17 protein-coding genes and 1 pseudogene are annotated in these 19,475 nt (G+C 47.3%); 5 read left to right on the top strand and 13 right to left on the bottom strand.

Annotation, left to right across the window (positions count from 1 at the left end; genetic code table 11):
• Positions 1-110: 110 nt before the first annotated feature.
• The 5 genes from speD to B2899_RS13385 form a co-directional block, all read right to left on the bottom strand.
• Positions 111-512, bottom strand: coding sequence for an adenosylmethionine decarboxylase (gene speD, locus B2899_RS13405; RefSeq protein ID WP_146808072.1), 402 nt, complete (start codon positions 510-512; stop codon positions 111-113).
• A gap of 184 nt (positions 513-696) precedes the next feature.
• Positions 697-1,203, bottom strand: a complete 507-nt coding sequence (locus tag B2899_RS13400) for a DUF4446 family protein (RefSeq protein WP_170230063.1) — start codon at positions 1,201-1,203, stop codon at positions 697-699.
• 140 nt (positions 1,204-1,343) lie between these two features.
• Positions 1,344-2,597 (bottom strand): M20 family metallo-hydrolase, encoded by a 1,254-nt coding sequence (locus B2899_RS13395; RefSeq protein ID WP_286886475.1) that lies wholly within the window; start codon positions 2,595-2,597, stop codon positions 1,344-1,346.
• A 43-nt stretch (positions 2,598-2,640) separates the two neighbouring features.
• The gene (locus B2899_RS13390) at positions 2,641-4,035 is read right to left on the bottom strand and encodes an aspartate aminotransferase family protein (RefSeq protein WP_286886466.1); all 1,395 of its coding nucleotides are present in this window, start codon (positions 4,033-4,035) and stop codon (positions 2,641-2,643) included.
• Between the two features lie 29 nt (positions 4,036-4,064).
• Entirely contained in the window at positions 4,065-5,576 is a 1,512-nt protein-coding gene (locus B2899_RS13385; protein WP_146808075.1) for a CoA-acylating methylmalonate-semialdehyde dehydrogenase, read from the bottom strand.
• Between the two features lie 139 nt (positions 5,577-5,715).
• Here B2899_RS13385 and B2899_RS13380 point away from each other — a divergent pair, with 139 nt between their 5' ends.
• Positions 5,716-7,356 (top strand): PucR family transcriptional regulator, encoded by a 1,641-nt coding sequence (locus tag B2899_RS13380; RefSeq protein WP_286886463.1) that lies wholly within the window; start codon positions 5,716-5,718, stop codon positions 7,354-7,356.
• A 229-nt stretch (positions 7,357-7,585) separates the two neighbouring features.
• Positions 7,586-9,112, top strand: coding sequence for an NCS1 family nucleobase:cation symporter-1 (locus B2899_RS13375; RefSeq protein ID WP_146808077.1), 1,527 nt, complete (start codon positions 7,586-7,588; stop codon positions 9,110-9,112).
• A gap of 57 nt (positions 9,113-9,169) precedes the next feature.
• On the opposite strand, the gene B2899_RS13370 is transcribed toward B2899_RS13375, so the two are convergent.
• The 5 genes from B2899_RS13370 to B2899_RS13350 all read right to left on the bottom strand — a co-directional run bounded on the left by B2899_RS13370 (position 9,170) and on the right by B2899_RS13350 (position 15,025).
• Positions 9,170-9,760: a hypothetical protein gene (locus B2899_RS13370; protein WP_286886461.1), complete on the bottom strand. Its 591-nt coding sequence runs from the start codon at positions 9,758-9,760 to the stop codon at positions 9,170-9,172.
• 245 nt (positions 9,761-10,005) lie between these two features.
• Complete coding sequence (locus B2899_RS13365; RefSeq protein ID WP_286886459.1) at positions 10,006-10,893, bottom strand: nitrilase-related carbon-nitrogen hydrolase; 888 nt, start codon at positions 10,891-10,893, stop codon at positions 10,006-10,008.
• 37 nt (positions 10,894-10,930) lie between these two features.
• Positions 10,931-12,316, bottom strand: a complete 1,386-nt coding sequence (gene hydA / locus B2899_RS13360) for a dihydropyrimidinase (RefSeq protein WP_286886458.1) — start codon at positions 12,314-12,316, stop codon at positions 10,931-10,933.
• A 17-nt stretch (positions 12,317-12,333) separates the two neighbouring features.
• Positions 12,334-13,593, bottom strand: a complete 1,260-nt coding sequence (gene preA / locus B2899_RS13355; protein ID WP_146808081.1) for an NAD-dependent dihydropyrimidine dehydrogenase subunit PreA — start codon at positions 13,591-13,593, stop codon at positions 12,334-12,336.
• A 34-nt stretch (positions 13,594-13,627) separates the two neighbouring features.
• Positions 13,628-15,025, bottom strand: coding sequence for an NAD(P)-dependent oxidoreductase (locus B2899_RS13350; protein ID WP_146808082.1), 1,398 nt, complete (start codon positions 15,023-15,025; stop codon positions 13,628-13,630).
• Between the two features lie 215 nt (positions 15,026-15,240).
• Here B2899_RS13350 and B2899_RS13345 point away from each other — a divergent pair, with 215 nt between their 5' ends.
• Positions 15,241-15,765, top strand: a complete 525-nt coding sequence (locus B2899_RS13345; RefSeq protein ID WP_146808083.1) for a hypothetical protein — start codon at positions 15,241-15,243, stop codon at positions 15,763-15,765.
• Positions 15,752-16,162, top strand: a complete 411-nt coding sequence (locus tag B2899_RS13340; protein WP_286886455.1) for a hypothetical protein — start codon at positions 15,752-15,754, stop codon at positions 16,160-16,162. Before B2899_RS13345 ends, B2899_RS13340 begins: the two co-directional genes overlap by 14 nt.
• Positions 16,163-16,185: 23 nt before the next feature.
• On the opposite strand, the gene B2899_RS13335 is transcribed toward B2899_RS13340, so the two are convergent.
• Positions 16,186-17,685: a leucyl aminopeptidase gene (locus B2899_RS13335; RefSeq protein WP_146808085.1), complete on the bottom strand. Its 1,500-nt coding sequence runs from the start codon at positions 17,683-17,685 to the stop codon at positions 16,186-16,188.
• A 125-nt stretch (positions 17,686-17,810) separates the two neighbouring features.
• On the bottom strand, positions 17,811-18,410 hold the full coding sequence (locus B2899_RS13330) for a hypothetical protein (RefSeq protein ID WP_146808086.1): 600 nt from the start codon (positions 18,408-18,410) through the stop codon (positions 17,811-17,813).
• A 188-nt stretch (positions 18,411-18,598) separates the two neighbouring features.
• Between B2899_RS13330 and B2899_RS13325 the strand changes: the two genes are divergently transcribed.
• Positions 18,599-19,225: a YktB family protein gene (locus tag B2899_RS13325; protein ID WP_146808087.1), complete on the top strand. Its 627-nt coding sequence runs from the start codon at positions 18,599-18,601 to the stop codon at positions 19,223-19,225.
• A gap of 67 nt (positions 19,226-19,292) precedes the next feature.
• Here B2899_RS13325 and B2899_RS13320 read toward each other — a convergent pair.
• A pseudogene (locus B2899_RS13320) lies at positions 19,293-19,475 on the bottom strand (nitronate monooxygenase); the annotation flags it as partial.

The raw sequence follows: 19,475 nt of genomic DNA, 5'->3' as shown, positions 1-19,475 counted from the left end.
GCGAACGCCTTTTTCTTCCCCGGATCTCATTTCCTCTTTCCCTCCTTCTTTTCTCACGATTTTCACAGAAAAAAAGAGAGGCGCTTAGCCTCTCTTTTCGCTTAATTTTATTACGCGTGAACATAATTGCGATTTACTTCCGGTGTAGCGACTTCCATCTCGCCTACACCGCGAATCAGTTTCTTCGCATAGTATTTTTCCGGTTGCAAAACGGAAACCATGTAATCAATGGCAATCTGCGGATCCACCGTCTCACCGCATGTGTAGCAGTCAAGGGCAGCAAAACCTCGCTCAGGATACGTGTGAATGGAGATATGGCTTTCTGAAAGCATAACCAATACGGTAGCGCCTTGTGGCTCAAATTGCTTTGCTTGCACGGACAGAACGGTTGCGCCACACGCTTCTGCCGCTTCCACCATATGATTCTTCAGAAAATCCGCGTTGTTTAAAAGCCCGAAGTCGACTCCCCAAACATCAATTGCCACATGTCTGCCGAAAGTTGAGTATTCCATCTTCCAGCTCCCCCTTCCTAGGATGAGTAGTGTAAACATCGCTAGGACCTACGTCATTCACCACGGGGGCGAGTGAGGGATGAACATTCCCACCCTTTAAGTGAATCCTGGTTCCTAATCTAAGATAAACTTTACTTAACGAGAAATAAAATAACACGAATGTGACCAACATGCAATACTTTTTTTATTCGGGATTTACGTTATTTTTTACCGCCATAGCAAGCGCTTGCCGTTCTTCTTCCGATAGCGCGTACAATGAAGATCCCTTTTCTACCGGTTTGGCGTATACACGGGATTCGTGGCGACCGTAAATGCTCGTCATTACCATCCCATCTTGATTGTCATCCACCAGCGCAAGCGAGAAACTCAAATCACTGCCCTCGTTCTCAAAGGCGGAGAAACGAATGATGCCGAGTCGTCCTTTCTGCTCCCTCACCTTTGTATGCATGATTTCCGTCAAGCGTTCCACTTCCTGCTGGGATGCTTCAAGAGCTTCCATCCGATCGAACAGCTTCTCCAGCATTTGTTCCAGGTTATCTTTCGATGTTCCCTGCGCCATCCGTCTAAATCGCTTCTTTAGTCGACCGAATTTCACGCTAAGGATAATGTTCCAAATAAACAGCACAAGGAACAGAATCAGAAGAAGACCGAAGATGCCGGCGACGATTTCTTTCGTGAACCATACCTCCAAGGTTGTACCCATCCTTTCACTGCAATAAATCCATAACGAATTTATTTTATCTCAGGAAAACCCTCATGACCATAACGATGTTACGCTTTTTTGCAATTGGTTCTACTTTAACCAACAAAAAAAACGCCGACACAATAGTGTCAGCGGTCAAGCATAACGCCGGAAACGGCCATTCTTAACGCGGTTTTATACAGCAGCTCCACTCCGAGGGTAATATCTTCATAAGTGGAGAATTCTTTCGGATTGTGGCTTATGCCTTCCTTACAGCGCACGAAAATCATACCGTAGTCACATACATAGGACATGGCCAGCGCGTCGTGAAACGGACCGCTCATTAACTCCGGTGCGTCAACCCCTATTTCTCTGCATGCCGCACGCATTATCTCCATTATCGATTCGGCGCAGTAACGGGGCTCGCTATTGGTATCCTCCTGAATCGTATAAGCTAAATCGTGTTCGCGGGCGATTTCTTCAATTGCCTGCCTTAATTCAGCCTCATAACGGTCACGACGCTCGATGTTAATGTCCCGCAAATCAACCGTAAAAACAACCCGTTCCGGAATTATGTTGCGTGAATCCGGAAATACCTGAACGCTTCCTACAGTTCCAACCGTCGGGTTCTCGGGATCACGGGATGCGATTTCATGTAAGCGGGTAATCACTTTGGCGGCGCCGACCAGCGCATCCCGGCGCATCGGCATCGGGACCGATCCCGCATGTCCCGCGAACCCCACCATTTCCACCGTAAGCCACAGCGGCCCGGAAATTCCGGTTACAATGCCAATAGGGGAATCGAGCGCTTCCAGTACCGGCCCCTGTTCAATGTGCAATTCCAGATATGCGCCGATTTTGCCCGCTGGATATTCCGATTCATGAAAGCGGGAGGGATCGCAGCCAAATTCCATAAGAGCTTGCCTTCTTGTCACCCCGTTTTTATCTTTGCGCTCTAATTCTCCCGGCTCCAGCTTGCCAAGAATTCCCCGAACACCGAACAGCCCTTTGTTGAAGCGGCACCCTTCTTCATCACAAAATGCCACTACTTCAATCGGAACATCGGGAATCATTCCATTTTCAACCATCGTCTGCACCACTTCAATGCCGCCCAGCACTCCGATTACTCCATCAAACCGCCCGCCATACGGTTGAGAGTCAATATGTGAACCGATCATAAGGACAGGGGCGGTAGGATTTTTCCCTTCCAGCCGTCCGATGAGATTTCCAAAATGATCAACATGTGCGGTCATCCCGGCTTCGATCATCCATTGCTTTACGGCTTCCACAGCTTGTTTGTCTTCTTTGGATAGCGCAAGCCGGCAAACCCCCGTTTCTTCGATCCGGCCAATTATCGCCAGCTCGCTAATCCGTTTCTCCAATCGTTCGCTGCATATATTTATCAATTCTTTTCCCCGCTTCCCTATATTGATTGCCTGAAACAACCTATACGGTGCTGCTTTTTATCAACAGCGTCGCAAACGCCTCTTTCAAAGTTGCCACAATGAAATCCAATTCCTTATCCGTTGTTACGAAAGGCGGCGATAAAGTCAGAACATTTTCATATTGCGGTACGGTATCACTGTTCTTTCCGATCATCAACCCTCTTTTTTTGCATTCGGCCAGCACCTGCGCGACTTTTGCGGGCGCAGCCGGCTGTTTTGTCTGTTTGCTCTCGACCATTTCGATGCCGGCCATGAATCCGAAAGTACGAATATCGCCCACATTGGGGCATTCCAGCAGCGCATTTAACTTATGCTCCAATTGCATTCCTAAATACTCCGCGCGCTCTACCAGTTTTTCTTCTTCAATAATCTCGATGTTTTTCAATGCTACAGCACAGGAAACCGGATTTCCGCCGAAGGTATTCACATGGCGGAAGTGATTGTCTTTCCCCTGTTCCTTAAAGATTTCATACAATCCGGCCCGAACAGCCGTGGCAGAAAGCGGTGAGTAGGCGCTAGTAATTCCCTTGGCCATCGTGACGATATCCGGCTCCACGCCGTAATTTTGGTGGCCGAACCTTTTTCCGGAGCGGCCGAATCCGCAAATGACTTCATCAACAATCAATAGTACACCGTATTTGTCGCAAATCTCCCGCACCTTGGATAAATACTCCGGCGGCGGTACAATCACGCCTCCTCCAGTAATCACGGGTTCGAGAATAACTCCGGCTATCGTTTCCGCCCCTTCCCAGTTGATGACGTCTTCGTAGATTCGCGCGCAATCGATGCTGCATTCTCCGTACGCTTTGCCGAACGGACAGCGGTAGCAATACGGTGGAGGTACATGCTGAAATCCTGTTCCGAGCGGCTCATATTTAATTTTACGGTTCGCCTGTCCTGTAGCTCCGAGCGCACCCATGGAATTTCCGTGATAGGCCCGATGTCGGGAGATGAATTTGTGCCTCGTCGGTTCTCCGTTTTGATTATGGTACTGGCGGGCGATTTTAAAGGCGACTTCATTAGCGTCAGACCCGGAATTTGAGAAGAAAATGCGGTAATCTCCCCCAAGCCATTCACCGATTTTATCGGCCAACCGGATAGCGGGAACATGACTTTGGTTCAGCGGGAAAAATGCGAGCGTCTTCATCTGCTCCGCAGCCGCTTCTGCAATTTCCTCCCTTCCGTGTCCTACATTTACGCACCATAGACCGGACATGCCATCCAGGAAACGGTTTCCGTCAATATCGGTAATCCAACTTCCTTCTCCCGCCACCGCGATAACCGGATTTGGATTGTGGGGGGAGATATGATGCCACAACCTTTCCCGGTCCTTTTCCAGCAGTTCTTCTTTATTCCATGTTCCGGCTGCGGGTACGGAGTTCTGCTCTTTATCCATATTGCTCCTTCCTTTCTTTAGTCTATCGTTTATTTTACAAAGTCCCGTTTCTGGCCGATTGAGTTTTCATCCCCTTTATACCAGCGTGTTGTCACTACTTTTTTCTTGGTATAGAATTCCACCCCGTCTTTTCCATTCGCATGCAAATCGCCGTAGAAAGAATCTTTCCATCCGGAGAACGGAAAAAAACTCATCGGGGCCGGTAAGCCGATGTTGACTCCGACCATACCCGCTTCCACTCGTTGTACAAAATCCCTTGCGTATACACCGCTGTTCGTATAGACGCAGGCCCCGTTGCCAAAACGGGATTTGCTTATCGTTTCTATGCCTTCATCGAAGCTTTGGACCCGCACCATGCTAAGAACCGGGGCGAAAATTTCATCCTTAATAATGCTCATATCCGGATGGGCATAATCGAACACGGTCGGTCCAAGAAAATAGCCTTTGCCAATTCTTGCCCCTTCCTCCCTGCCATCCCGGATAAGTTTAGCTCCGCTCTCTTCTCCTTGTTGAATATAGCTGTGCGCTCGCTCCAATTGGCTTTGGCGAATGACCGGTCCCATCTCATTCCTGCGGTCTTCTCCCGGCCCCATAACCAGCCTGTCGGAATACTGAACGATTTTCTTCGCCAGTTTATCGGCGATCGCTTCATGGGCCACCACCACACTCGCGGCCAGGCAGCGTTCGCCCGCACAGCCGAATGCCGAATTTACCAGAATTTCCGCTGTCTTGTCCAAATCTGCGTCCGGCATAACCAAATGGTGATTTTTTGCGCCTGCCAGTGCCTGTACGCGCTTGCCGTGCTTCGAAGCCGTTTTGTAGATATATTCCGCCACTGGCTGGGAGCCGATAAAAGAAACCGCCTTGACGTCCGTGTGTTCCAGCAGACCGTTCACCGCATCATGCGCGCCATGCACAATATTGATAACACCATCCGGCACGCCTGCTTTTTGCGCCAGCTCCACGATACGCACGGCACTCAACGGCGTTTTCTCCGATGGTTTTAAAACAAACGTATTGCCGCAGGCAATTGCCAGCGGAAACATCCACAGCGGAAGCATTCCCGGAAAATTGAACGGGGTAATGCCCGCTACTACGCCAAGCGGAAAACGCACCATCTGCGTATCGATGCCCCGGGACACGTTCAAAAGATTGTCTCCCATCATCAGCGTCGGAAGACCGCAGACAAATTCAACCGACTCAAAACCGCGAAGCAATTCCGCATACGCCTCATGGTACGTTTTTCCGTTTTCTTTTGTAATTAGCTCGGCTAATTCTTCTTGATGTTCCAGCAAAAGGGCATGAAGCTTAAACATCAGCTTGCTGCGCTCGGTAATGGGGGTCTCTCTCCATCCCTCAAACGCGGCTTTAGCAGCCGCCACCGCCTGTGCAACATCCTCACGCGAAGAAAGCGGAGTTTTGGCAATGGTTTCGTCAGTAGCAGGATTGATTACTTCTTCAAATCGATCGGTTCGGGCATCAACCCAGCTCCCGTTTATAAAATTTTTAAGTAAGAAGGTTTCTACCTGCTGTGTACTCATTTTTGTTTTCACTCCTTTTTTTATTGCTATATTTAATATTAATGATAATTCAGAAAATTTTCATTATACACTTTGTCTGATAATATACAGAGTAGTTATACAAAGTGTAAAATCAATCCGGGGAAAGGAGCGGAAAGTGATGATTAGCATCGCGGAAGTGCTAAAGCGCCCACTGTTCAGACATGCTAAAGTTGTTGCCGGGCAAAACGGCACAATACGTAACATAGGCTGGGTGCACATTGTCGATATCAAAAATGCCGGCCTATATATTAATAAGGATGACTTAATCTTATCTACAGGTCTCGGGCTTGTTGGAACGAATGAAAAAGAACGGGAAGAATACCTAAAAGAATTAATCCAGCACGGAGTTGCCGGACTGTGTATCGAACTCGGCGACTACTTTTCGCAGCTTCCGCCGGACATGCTGACAATTGCAAACCAGCACGACTTTCCTCTTATCGTCTTTACTAAGCGCATCCGTTTTGTCGAGATTACCCAGGAGATTCATTCCCTTCTGGTAAACCATCAGCTGGAAACCCTTCGGAATCTTACCGCCTTCTCACAGGAGCTGCAGCGGCTCACAGTGCAGGTGGCGGGCATAAGGCCCATTCTTGCCGCTCTGCACAGGCATACTTCGCATCAGGTTGTCTATTACTCCCCCTCCGGTGAAAGTTTATTTGCGCCAATCAGCAGTCCGTCGGAAGCTGAGGATATTGTTACCTTATACCGGGAAGCGTTGGCCAAGGCCCCCCTTTCTTCGCGTCAGGCGGGCGTGCTGCAATTGAATGCGCATCGTTTCATCCTTTCCCAGCCCGTCACCTTCCTGGGACAAACCGTTTCCTATATCGGTCTATTAATCAGCGGAAAGAAAGTCTCCGAATCATTATTGATGTCTCTTGACTATACGGTAAAGTCTGTAACAAATTTCTTGCTGCGCCGTCTGTTTTTGGAAGAAAAAAGACAGGAAGGACAAAAACGATTTCTTATCAATCTTCTGCAGGGCACGATTAGCGACGAAGAACAAGCGCAGGAGCAAATCGGCATACCCGTTTCTCCTGCCGGTTCGCTTCTTTGTATGGCAGGCATCGCCAGCATAAATCACGCCACGCTCCGCTATGAAGGGGAAAGCGTAGAATCGATATATCAGGATATCGTGTTACTCGTTCGCTCCCTTTTACGAAAACAGGAACTGCAAGCACTTCTCATGCTGGAAGAAAAAAAATTATATATGCTATGCCTGACGACGAAACCGCCCGGCAGGTACTCAATGAAAGAACGGGTAAAGGAGTTCATCGGACAGTTCGAACAGGCAATGCTGCATATGTTTGAAGGCGACGTACAGGCGGCAATCGGATTCGGTCAAGCAAAAGCACAAATAACAAAAGGAAAAGAAAGTTTTGAAGAAGCGAAAGAGGTACTTAAGATAAACCAAACAATTTCTGGCCATTATTTCTATGAAGACCTCGGCATGTACCAAATCGCTTCTAAAGTTACAAGCAAGGTGTTCCTTCAAGATTTTATCACCAATCATATCGGAACACTGTTAGACTACGATAAAAGCAACAACGCTCAATTGTTCGAAACGCTGCGCGTTTATTTAAAGCACATGGGTTCCAAACAATCGGCGGCGCAGGAGTTATTCATTCACCGGCAAACGCTATACCATCGTTTGGAAAAATGCCGGGAACTGCTGGGCGACGATTATTTAGCACAGGAGAAACGCCTGTGTATTGAAACGGCCATACTATTCTATGACCTATTGAGAAAGAAAGACGGGTAGATTATCTCTCATTATTTATTTAAATTTTTAGAATATTTAGTTGACCACGCCTAACTGAATACTTATAATCGAACCTGAAGGATATATTTTTTAAGCAATAAAAAAATATATCCTTAATTTTTAATTGCTTTATAAATATGAAAGGAGGAATCAACCATCCAAACACTCTATATCTTCTCCCCTATTTCCTTTTTGCCTTTCTTTATATATTCCGTAAAGGAGGAGAATCATGAAAACACAAATCGAAACAAACGGTATCGTTACGCTGCCCCCTGAAGTCTCACAGCAAATGAAAAACAGTCCGCTATGGAACGAAGACTTGCGTCCCACTACGACCGAAGAACATTCATGGAGAGGATTTAACTTCGCCGCTTTATGGATTGGCATGTGTCTCTGTATCCCCACCTATACGATGGCGAGCGGAATGATTAGCCTCGGCATGAACTGGTATCAAGCAATCTTCACCATTTTCCTCGGCAATGTGATTGTGCTCATCCCCATCCTGCTTAATTCTCATGCCGGGACCAAGTTCGGAATTCCTTACCCCGTATTTGCCCGGCTTTGGTTCGGTGCAAAAGGGGCGCATATTCCCGCAATGGCCAGGGCCATCGTCGCTGCCGGATGGTTTGGCATCAATGTATGGATTGGAGCAGGAGCGATCGATACGTTATTATCCGCCTCCTTTTCCCTCTGGCAGGGGATTCCTTTTCATACCGCCATCGTGTTTGCTTTATTCTGGTTATTAAATATAGGAATCGCCTATAAAGGACCGAAAGCGATTAAAATACTAAGCAGTATTGCCGCTCCCGTTCTGGGTGTTTCGGCGATCATTCTGCTCATCTGGGCATTCACTTCGGCGGGAGGCTGGGGACCTATGCTGTCCGCGCCCTCCAAGTTTACCTCCACCGGTGAATTCTTAACGTACTTTTTCCCTTCTTTGACCGGCGTCATCGCCTTTTGGGCCACCATGGCGTTAAACATCCCGGATTTCTGCCGCTACGCCAAAAGCCAAAGGGCGCAAATTGTGTCGCAGAGTCTTTCGCTCCCCATTACCATGGGCCTATTCTCTTTCATCGGCATTGCCGTAACTTCCACTACGCTGGTGATTTTCGGTGAAGCGATTTGGGACCCGGTTCTTTTGCTCGCCAAGTTCCCTCCGTTTATTATCTTTTTGGGAACGCTGGTCATTGTTATCTCCTCTATCACGATTAACATAGGCGCCAATGTAGTAGCGCCGGCCCGCGCCATTGAAAACCTCTATCCGAAGCGCATCACCTTTGCCATGGGGGCTATCATTACCGGTTTATTCGCCATCTTAATGCAGCCCTGGTACATCATGTCCAACTTCGGCAACTACATCTTCGGCTGGCTTGGAACATATGGAGCGCTTCTGGGGCCGATCGACGGGATCGCCATTGCCGATTACTGGCTCGTGCGCCGCAGACGAATGGCGCTGAAAGATCTGTACATGCCTGACGGCCGCTATAATTATACGTCCGGTTTCAATATGAACGGCGTGTACGCTCTCCTTATCGGGGTTGCCATCCCCGTTCTGGGACTATTTATCCCTCCGCTTCGTTTTATGTGGGAGAACGCATGGACATTCGGTCTGTTCATTTCCATTTTCGCGTATGTGTATCTCATGAGAAATGACAAGAGTGTGCTAAGCAAAGAGGAATACGAGGCCATTACTCAATTTACAAATGAAACTTCTGTTTCTTCTCCCGCCGCTAACACAGAAGCGGTCGTAAAATAACACGAAACATAAAGCCTCCCCGGTTCGCTGAAATGCGTCCAGGGAGGCTTTTTATTCTTAGACTTGCGTTTCTTCGGCATCTCTCCGGTACCGAATCCGCAAATCAGAAAACGTACAGGCCTGAAGTTCTTCGATCTCGTAAACAAAATCTAATTGTACAGCACTAATCTGTTCATCCGGACAATAAGCGATATAATACGTTAGGTTATCGTCGATTTTGTAGACAATTCCATCATGGCCAAGTTCCATAACATACTCCCGGATTACGTTTCCGGTCCGGCGGTTTAGCTCGGTGCTATCCTGCGTCAAGATCTCCTCATCCGGCGTTCCGTCTGGATATTTCCATGCCAGCGCGAGGTTTCGTACCTCCTTTTCGCCGAAATGACCATCCAGCCACAACGGATTTTGCAGACAAAGCAACTGGCGGACCACACTTCCTTTATCGCCATTTGCTTCCGCATGGCAATATGCGTACTCCGCAGCAACCGTATAATCGCTGACGAGATATACACCCGGCCCGAATACCGCCTTAATCTCAATGTTATTACAAAACTTCCTTTCTTCTGCGGCAAAGTACCTCTGGTTCCTAATGACTTCCATAGCTTCCGACAGACAGATTCCCCTATAGGCAACTACACGTTCTTCCATTCCTTGTTCTCCTCCTTCGTATCAGAGTAAGAACACCTCACATTCATTCCTCCTACCTGTCTGTATCTCTCTTTACGCAGAAGATGATGAACTCTCTCAAAACAAGCTCCCACTATACAATTATAAAAAATCTGAAAAAACTATAACACAAAATTCCCCTCATCTCAATTCGGTATTTTACGAAATTATTTTATTTTCAAATAAATAAAGGGAAGCGGAAACCGCTTCCCTCTAGTCCCTCTATATTATATTTGAGCGGTAAGATTCGTATAGGTTTCCGGACGCCTATCACGGTAAAATTGCCATTGATCTCGCACCTGGTGAATAACATTGCGATCCATTATCCCGATAATTACTTCATCTTTGTCCCGGCTTCCCATTGCCACAAACTCCCCACGCGGATTGACCAGATAGCTCTGCCCGTAGAACTCTCCCATATTCCATGGTGCTTCAAAACCGACGCGGTTAATGGCCGCAACATAAAATCCGTTAGCAACCGCATGTGCGGGCTGCTCCAGTCTCCACAAATATTCCGATGTGCCCGCTACGGTTGCGGAAGGGTTAAAAACAACTTCCGCTCCATTTAATCCAAGGAGACGAGCTCCTTCAGGGAAGTGCCTATCATAGCAAATATAGATACCGATTTTTGCGTATTTCGTGTTAAATACCGGATAATCTTCATTGCCCGGCTTAAAATAATATTTTTCCCAGAAGCCTGTTCCCCCCTCACCTGCCGCCACATGGGGAATATGCTTCTTGCGATATTTCCCAAGGTACTTTCCATCGGCATCAATGACGGCGGCTGTATTGTAATAGACGCCTTCTGCCGCCTTTTCATAAATGGGCAGTACGATGACCACGTCGTTTTTCTTCGCGATTTCTTGAAACAGCTTCGTCGTAGGCCCATCCGGAATAGGCTCTGCAGCTGCATACCATTTTGTTGTCTGTTCGGCACAAAAGTAAGGCCCGTAGAAAATCTCCTGCAAACAGATGATTTGCGCTCCCTTGGCTACCGCTTCATCAATAAGTGCCAGGTGCTTCTCAACCGCCTTTTCTTTATGCACTTCCACCGGTTCATCCCCGTGTACATCATGACTCGCTTGAATTAGACCGATGACAACCTCTTTAGACATGATAACCCCTCCTTGAATCGCCTGATATGGAATATCGTTAATATTGCTTGAATTGTTGTCTGCTTACGTATTGTCCTCTACCCTTTTGACCGTGGAACTGGTTGTCTTTGACAATGATTTCTCCCCTGGAAAGGACAACGACCGGCTCACCTACCACTTTCATTCCTTCGAAAGGGTTATAGTCTACATTCATATGGTGGGTAGAAGCGGAAAGCGTACGTTCCACCTTCGGGTCAAAGATAACGATATCGGCATCGCTTCCCACGGCAATCGTTCCTTTCTTCGGAAAGAGACCGAACAATTTTGCGGCATTGGTGGATACCGTGTTTACAAAGGTATTTAATCCGATTCTTCCCTTGTGCACGCCTTCCGAATATAAAATGGAGAAACGGTCTTCAATAAGCGGCCCTCCGTTCGGAATCTTGGTAAAGTCTTGCTTTCCGAGATCCTTTTGGCCTTCGAAGTTAAAAGAGCACTGATCCGAACCTACCGTCTGCAAACTTCCGTTGCGCAAAGCCGCCCACAGTTCTTCCTGATTCCACTTCTCTCTGAGCGGTGGCGACCAGACGTATTTCGCGCCTTCGAATTCGGGCTTTTGTAAGTCTGTCACATCAAGGACAAGATATTGCTGGCATGTTTCCCCCCACACTTTTAGCCCTTGATCCCGTGCCTCCTTGATTTTATTTGCTGCGGCCGCACACGATACGTGTACGACATAAATCGGAGCATCGGCAAGCGCGGCCATCGCAATGGCTCTTCCCGTCGCCTCCGCCTCCACTTCCGGTGGACGGGTTACCGCATGGTAATAAGGAGACGTATTCCCTTGTTCCAGCGCTTTTTGCACCAGTAACTCGATGACATCCCCGTTTTCCGCATGAACCTGTACCAGTGCACCCAGTTCCTTCGCTTTTGTGAGCGTTTGAAAAAGCGTTCCGTCATCGACCTGAAATACATTTTTATAGGCCATAAACAGCTTTAAGGAAGTAATCCCCTCTTCCTGAATAATGGCCGGCAGTTCGCTTAGCACATTATCGTTCATTTCACTAATCATAAGGTGGAAGCCATAATCGATGACGGCCTTTTGTTCCGCTTTCTTATGCCAGGCATTCACCGCATTTTTTAACGGTTTTCCTTTTTGCGTCAAACAAAAGTCGATAATCGTAGTCGTGCCGCCAAAAGCAGCGGCGCGCGTCCCCGTTTCAAAGTCGTCCGCCGTTACCGTTCCACCGAATGGCATATCTAAGTGAGTATGCGGATCAACTCCTCCTGGAAACACATAGCATCCCTTCGCATCGATGATTTCGGCTCCATATGTTTCGATATTGCTGGCGATCGAAACAACTTTTTCCCCCTTAATTAAAATATCTGCTTCATAAATGTCCGAACCGGTAACGACAGTTCCCCCTTTAATTACTTTTGCCATTCGCTACTCCCCCTTTTCTATTGCGCCGAATTCATTAAGGCTGTGTGCTCTCTCCATGTAAGCGGCGGCTGATTACTCGGTATCTCTATCATCGTAATACAGTCTTCGATCGGACACACTATCGAACACAAGTTGCATCCTACACAATCCTCTTCCCGCACGGTCAGTTTTTCGCGGCCATCCTCCGCCTGTATAATATCAATGCATTGGTGAGATGTATCTTCGCAAGCGATATGGCATCGATTGCAGTTGATACAGGATTCTTCATCAATACGGGCCACCACTTTGTAGTTAAGGTTTAGATTTCCCCATTCGGAATAGCGCGGCACTGATTTTCCGACGATCTCCATGACTGATTCGATGCCCCGTTCATCTAGATAATTGTTCAGCCCTTCAATCATATCCTCAACAATTCTGAAACCATACAGCATAGCGGCAGTACATACCTGGATACCCGACGAACCCATCAGCATGAATTCGACGGCATCGCGCCAGTTCGAAATACCGCCAATACCGGAAATCGGAAGGTTAACCTGCGGGTCACGGGCGCATTCTGCCACCATATTCAGCGCAATCGGCTTGACCGCAGGACCGCAATATCCGCCATGCGCCCCCTTTCCATCAATATGCGGAATAGGATTCCACGTATCGATATCGACCCCCATAAGACTATTAATCGTATTAATCATGCTAATAGCATCCGCCCCGCCCTGCTTGGCTGCCCGTGCCGTATACCGAATGTCCGTAATGTTCGGCGTCAGCTTCACGATGACCGGGGTTTGCGCCACTTCCTTCACCCATTCGGTCTGCAACTGTACCAGCTCCGGGTGCTGGCCGACTGCTGAACCCATACCGCGCTCAGCCATGCCGTGCGGACACCCAAAATTCAGCTCCAGTCCGTCCACCCCGACGTCTTCCACCGCTTTGACCAATTCATGCCACCTTTCACGGTTTGGTTCCATCATCAATGAAGCAACGAGCGCATGATTCGGAAACTTTCTTTTTACCTCTTTCATTTCCTTCAGATTCACTTCCAGCGGACGGTCGGTAATTAATTCAACATTATTAAATCCGATCGTTTGTCCGTTGTACTTTAAACCAGCAAAACGGGAAGTTACGTTGATAATCGGGTCGCCGAGCGTTTTCCAGACCGCCCCACCCCACCCTGCCTCGAATGCTCTTTCAACCTGGTAGCCGGTATTGGTCGGCGGGGCCGAAGCGAGCCAGAACGGGTTCGGCGCCTGAATTCCTCCAAGGTTAATCCGTAAATCAGCCATAAAGATACCCCCCTGATTTTAATCAAATGTAGTTTTATGCCGTGGCTTCTTTTTTTGTAGACAGATACACATTATGAATTCCGTACGCAGCCTTCTTGCCCTGCTCCGCCGCATCAACCACCATGGCTTCGGCGTTTCCCAGACCGAAAATGCAATCACCGGCCGCAAAGACTTTCGGATTGGATGTCTGATGATTATCGTTGACTTTAACCACTCCTTGAACATGTTCAAGGCCTATCGCTTCAATAAGAGGAAGCAACTTATTCTGTCCAATCGCCTTAATTACACTGTCAACTTCAACTGTAAACTCCGATCCTTCGACTGTTATCGGGCGCGGACGTCCCGACTCATCAGGCTGGCCAAGCTCCATGCGTACGCATTCAAGTGCCTTTACCCTTCCGTTCTCGTCCCCAATAATGCGCTTAGGCGTTACAAGCCACCTGAACTCGACACCCTCCTGCTTGGCAAACTCGTACTCGAAATCGTAAGCTGTCATTTCATTCTCTGTCCGGCGATACATCATGGTTACTCTTTCTGCTCCAAGACGACGTGAACACGTAGCCGCATCAATTGCGGTGTTTCCCGCACCGATAACGACCACTCTCTTGCCGACTGAAAGTGTCTCGAGAGGCCTGGTTTTCGTATCTTCAACAAGCTGAATGGCATCGTATACGCCATCCAATTCTTCTCCTTCAATTCCGAGGGAAGGCACTTTGCCAAGGCCTACGGCTAACACAATGTAGTCATACTCATTCACAATTTCATCTACCTGAATATCTTTTCCTACAGTTATATTGGTAAGAATGGTAACGCCAAGCTTCTCTACCTGTTCAACTTCCCACAGGGCAACCTGCTGCGGCAAACGGAACGACACAATGCCGTACGTATTCAGCCCTCCCGCTTGCGCTTTTGATTCGTATATCGTCACCTTATAGCCTAGCCGGGCCAACTCCCTGGCCGCAGACAGTCCAGCTGGTCCACCTCCAATTACAGCTGCGGTTTTTCCATTGCTTTCTCCCTTTTCGAATAATGTCACACGATTCTTCATCGCCCAATCCGTGGCATAGCGCTGGAGCTGACCGATCATAATCGGAGAAGAAGCGTGATTCAGCACACAGGCTCCCTCACAGAGCTCCGAAGTGGGACAAACTCTTGCGCAGCTTGCACCTACCGGGTTTGCCTCCATAATGACGCGGGCAGAACCTTTCATATTTCCGGAGGCAATCTTTTTAATAAAAGAAGGAATATTAATACCGGTAGGACAAGCTTTAATACAAGGAGCATCATAACAATAAAGACAACGAGTGGCTTCATCCATTGCATCTTTCTCTCGCAAACCGGGAACAACTTCCTGAAAGTTTCTTTTGAGCTTCTCGGTGGAAATAGAGGCGTGATGATTCAATATGCTCTCCTCCTTGTAAAATAAGTTCATGTTTTGGCTAAATATTCAGAACTTTATATTAATAATATTATACCAAAAATAATTTATCAACATTTTTGATTGCTTTTATAAATATTTTAATAGGTGTTCAGATTATTATCCGGTAAACAGGAAATGAGGTTGAGGGAAAAGCAATCTTTGATAAAATAAAGAGGGAATACCATTGGGTTTCCAGAATATCGGCATTTGCGAAAGGATACCGTAAAATGGACTTAGAAGTTCGTATCGAAAACCTTAAGCAAGAAATCAAAGAAAAACAGAACCTGCTTGCAGAACTTGAAGAAAAATTAACCGAGTACAAAAATCAACAAGAACGCCGAAAACAATATATGTCCTCCAAAGAAATTATCGATTATGTAGAAAACCGCTCCGGAAAACTCATCAATATGTCAACCATTAAACGCTGGACGGACGAAGGGTATCTCGGCGAAGTCATTGACGAGCGTGAACATTTCTGGGCCTTAAAAACCAAACAGGGGAAAAAGCGAAATCTGTATAGAAAATCAACAGTACTTTCTTTTTTATATAACAGGGGATACATCGCTCCTTATTACAATGTATTGGATGAAGTTCTGTACTCTACAGAAAACGCTTCCTTCTCCGCTGTGGTAATAGATGTTCGTATGGAAAACGGACAATTTTTATACAAAATTCAGCTACAGGATTACACGATAATCGACAATATTGACGAGAAGCAATTGAAAGGTGCGGAAAACGATGGTGAGTATTGAAATCAAAAACACAAACGAAAATATCTTAATTGCAAGAAAAATAAGGGATGCAAATAAAGGGTCAGTAGACGGATTTAATTTAAAATTTACGGAAGACAACAGGACCATCGTGATTGAGGGGGAAAAATTAACGATTCCCGACAAAGTGCTCCTTACAAGCGAAGTAAAAGTAAACGGAATTCTCAAACCGCTTGCAAATGGCTTCGAAATCCTGAATGAAGAAAAAGGAAAGACCGTAAACTTGCATCTGGATGCCGAATTAGTGAAGGAAATTAACGTAATCCGCAGTTATGTTAAAAGTAAAACGCAGCATGATGTCTTATTGGAACTATTCAAAAAAGGGCTGGAGCAGTTCAAAAAAGAAAACGATACGCAGCAAAAAAGAAGCGACCGATAAGCCGCTTCTTTTTCTTATTTTCCTCAGAAACGGATCGCAAGTTGAATCAACGTACGCACCGCTACGCCGGTAGCGCCGGCCGGATTATGCCCTTTGTCCTTGTCTGTCGTGGCCGTACCTGCGATATCAAGGTGAACCCACGGGGTATCCTCGGCGAATGCCCCGATGAAGATTCCTCCCTGAATGCAGCCGGCCGGACGTCCGGCGTCATTTTTCAGGTCTGCGATTTCACTCTTAATGTATTCCTGGTACTCCTCGAAATTCGGCAGCTGCCATACCCTCTCTCCTGCGATACGCGCCGCTGCTTTCACGTCTTCGAGCCACTCTTCGTTATTCGTAATGACGCCGGTAGCCGCGTATCCGAGGGCGGAGATAACAGAGCCTGTAAGCGTCGCCACATCGACGAGCTTGGTCGCGCCGAGATGCTTTGCATACGCTACGCCGTCAGCCAGAATAAGGCGTCCTTCCGCGTCCGTATGTACCACCTCGATCGTTTTTCCGGAGAAGGAAGTAATGACATCAGCCGGTTTTAAGTTATTGCCAGAAATCATGTTTTCACACGTCGGGATTACGGCGATTACGTTAACATGTGGCTGTAGCGCACCGATACCGTCCATCGCGGCGATAACGGCGGCCGCTCCGGCCATGTCCGTTTTCATCTCTCCCATATTTTCGTCCGGCTTCACCTGGATGCCTCCAGTATCAAACGTAATTCCTTTTCCAACGTATCCCAGCACCTCTTTGCTATCGGATGCGCCGTTATATTTCATCACGATCATCTTCGGCTCATTGGCGCTCGCCTGACCTACGCTTAGCAGCGCACCCATCCCAAGCTCTTCAAGCTCCGCTTTGTTTAACACTTTCACTTCCATATTACGGCGATGCGCCACTTCGCGCGCCCGCTCCGCCAGAATAGCCGGCGTCATCTTGTTGCCCGGCTCATTGACCAGATCGCGCGCGAGATTGGTTGCGTACGCGGCCACATCGGCCCGCTCGAGACCGGCCTGAATGGCGCTTTGTTCAAGATCATCACTAACGACCAGAATAAATTCTTCGATTTTGGAAGGCTGTTCGTCGCGCTTTTTATAGCCGGCGAATGTATAGGTGCCAAGCTCCACACCTTCTACGACACCCTGAACAATATCGACCGGATTCCAAAATCGTTTTTCTACGTAATAGTTCGAGACGCCAAACGTTATGTTTTTGATGCCACGTTTTTGTGCATAGCGGGCGGCAATACCGATAGCATCGCGTACTTTAGCGACCGTCAGCTCTTTTTCTTTGCCTAACCCAAGCACAATCGTACGCTTGGCGGGAATTTTACCCCAGTTGTGCAGTAGGGTGACTTCTCCGAAGGTTCCCCGGATTTCTTTTTCCGCAATAAGCTGTGAAATGCGGTGTTCAAGGGCTGTATCGACGGTTTTTGCGTATCCTTTCACCGTATCCTGATCTTCACAGTATGTGACGATGAGACAATCGGCTGCAATGGAAGAAATCGTTTCCGTTGAGATTTTTACTTTCATGGTCTACCTCCGCAAGTCAAAATGTACTCCCTGTTAGTATGCGACAACCAAAACGTAAAAAAGCATACTTCGAGTGAAGTATGCTTAACATATTCTCCAAATGGAAAGCGGTTTCCTGCTTTCTGCTACACTTCCAGCATAATCATTTCTTGCTGCAGCACGGCAAGCTTCTCTTTACATCTGGCAATGGTCTCTGCATCTCCCGCATCCATTGCTTCGTGCAGTACGGCAAGCTCGTAGTCAATCTCAAGTGTCAATACCGGAATCCGTTCTTCAGCGTCGCGGCGGCGAAACGCTGCCATCACTTCTTCCATAGAAACAGAGCACTCCTTTTCAAATATGACTTCTTTGGAGGCGCCGGAAATTTTGATAATTTGTTCGGCCTCCCCGTAACGGATTTTCTGAACAACCAATTGTCCGCCAGAAAATACTTTAACGATCGCGTGCCCCTTCGCCTGTTCAATGAAATGCTGTAGAACTTTCTCGAACCGCGGGTCGGCTATATTGTAATGGCGGTCGCGCAAGCGATAGCGCGCGCCGATTCTACGGAAGGTAAGCCAGTGTGTTTCATGTTCCGCCTCGACGGAGAGGGTAAAATATTTCTTTGTTTCTTTCCAGGCGACTCTCATGCCCGCTTCGACGAGTAGTGCGACCAGTTCCTGTACCTGTTTCTCATTAAACCATAAAGCTACATCGCTATACTCAATTTGTTCAAACGCGTGCATTGCCACCCCTCCGTTCACGGAATTTTTAGAATATTATTTTTATTAAAGTTATTATATCGTGAATTCTGCATAAAAGCAACTTGTTTTTATTGTTAATACGGGTTGTTAACATCTTATGCTGCATATGGTACGATGAGAACAGTTTGGCCGCTCCTATGCAAAACGCTGGCAGGAAAGGATGTGTACTTATGAATTTTGACGGCTTTACTCAAGAGGATTTTGCTATATTTACAATCGAGGGCCTTGATGCTCGCATGGCAGCGATTCGGGAACGGATTCAACCGAAGTTTAGAGCGATCGGTGAAGAATTAAAGAACGACATTGCATTATCATTAGGAAACGAAATGTTTCTGCATATCGCCAAACATGCGCGGCGCACCGTGAACCCTCCGAAAGATTCGTGGCTTGCCATTTCTCATAACAAACGCGGATACAAAGCACACCCTCATTTTCAAGTTGGACTTTTTGACGATCACGTTTTCATATGGTTGGCGTTCATTTACGAACTCCCATATAAAAAGGAGATTGCCCAAAAGTTTATCGATAATATCGACAGTGTAAAAGCGCTCATTCCGAAGGACTTTGTTATTTCGCTTGACCATACAAAAAAAGAGGCGGTTGCGGTAAGTGATGTAAGCAGCAAAGAGTTTGAAGGGATGCTTGATCGCTTCCGTAACGTTAAAAAAGCTGAATTTCTTGTTGGACGTCATATAAAGGCGGGCGATCCGATACTTAAGGACGGAAACGAATTTTTACATAGTGCAAAGAGTACAATTGAAACACTGCTGCCGCTGTATCGGCTTTCTCTGACATAATTAAGAAAAACTCGCTTACAAATGGAGGGAAAAAAGAGTTGGGAATGCGTCTCCCAACCCTTCTCTCTTATCCGCGCACCCTGGCGCCGAAAATCGCATCCAACCGTTTGCGTTCTTCTTCCGCCTGTGCAATCATCTCATCAAACAGCTTCTGCACTGTTGGCACATCATTAATCAGGCCAATGACCTGACCGGCCCAGCCGTACCCCGTCGCTTCGCTGCCATTATAGATATACTCCCGATTCGCTCT

It is taken from the genome of Aneurinibacillus sp. UBA3580 (genome assembly GCF_002375825.1).
In the GTDB taxonomy this organism is placed as follows: Bacteria; Bacillota; Bacilli; order Aneurinibacillales; family Aneurinibacillaceae; genus Aneurinibacillus; species Aneurinibacillus danicus.
Note: the sequence above shows the minus strand (reverse complement) of the source record. Positions and strands in the feature narration are given on the sequence as shown.